Source organism: Mediterraneibacter sp. 210702-DFI.5.30, assembly GCF_020560115.1.
In the GTDB taxonomy this organism is placed as follows: domain Bacteria; phylum Bacillota; class Clostridia; order Lachnospirales; family Lachnospiraceae; genus Mediterraneibacter; species Mediterraneibacter faecis.
The window spans coordinates 1-230 of sequence record NZ_JAJCME010000198.1 but is presented as its reverse complement, the minus strand read 5'-3'; the positions used below and the strand labels follow the sequence as shown (position 1 = coordinate 230).

General features: G+C 40.9%; 1 protein-coding gene. It reads left to right on the top strand.

The genetic code is table 11. The features are described from left to right. The first annotated feature begins 30 nt into the window (after positions 1 to 30). Positions 31 to 147 carry an rRNA maturation RNase YbeY gene (ybeY, locus tag LI126_RS15240; RefSeq protein ID WP_331469930.1) on the top strand — a complete coding sequence of 39 codons (117 nt, stop codon included), beginning with the start codon at positions 31 to 33 and terminating at the stop codon, positions 145 to 147. The last annotated feature ends 83 nt before the right edge of the window (positions 148 to 230 follow it).

Genomic DNA, 230 nt, shown 5'->3' with positions numbered 1-230 from the left:
GGTCATTCTAATGATCGTTAGCTGGGCTTTTTGATCGTGCATGGCTTTTTGCATTTGAATGGGTATGATCATGAAGAAAAAGCCGATGAAGAAAAAATGTTTAAGCTGCAAGAGGAGATTTTAAATGGCTATGGGCTCCCAAGATAAGCATCAGGTCGAAAAAAATCGTCATTTCATCCAGGCGCTTGGACATGCCTGGGATGGAGTCAAAGATGTGGTTAAAAAAGAAC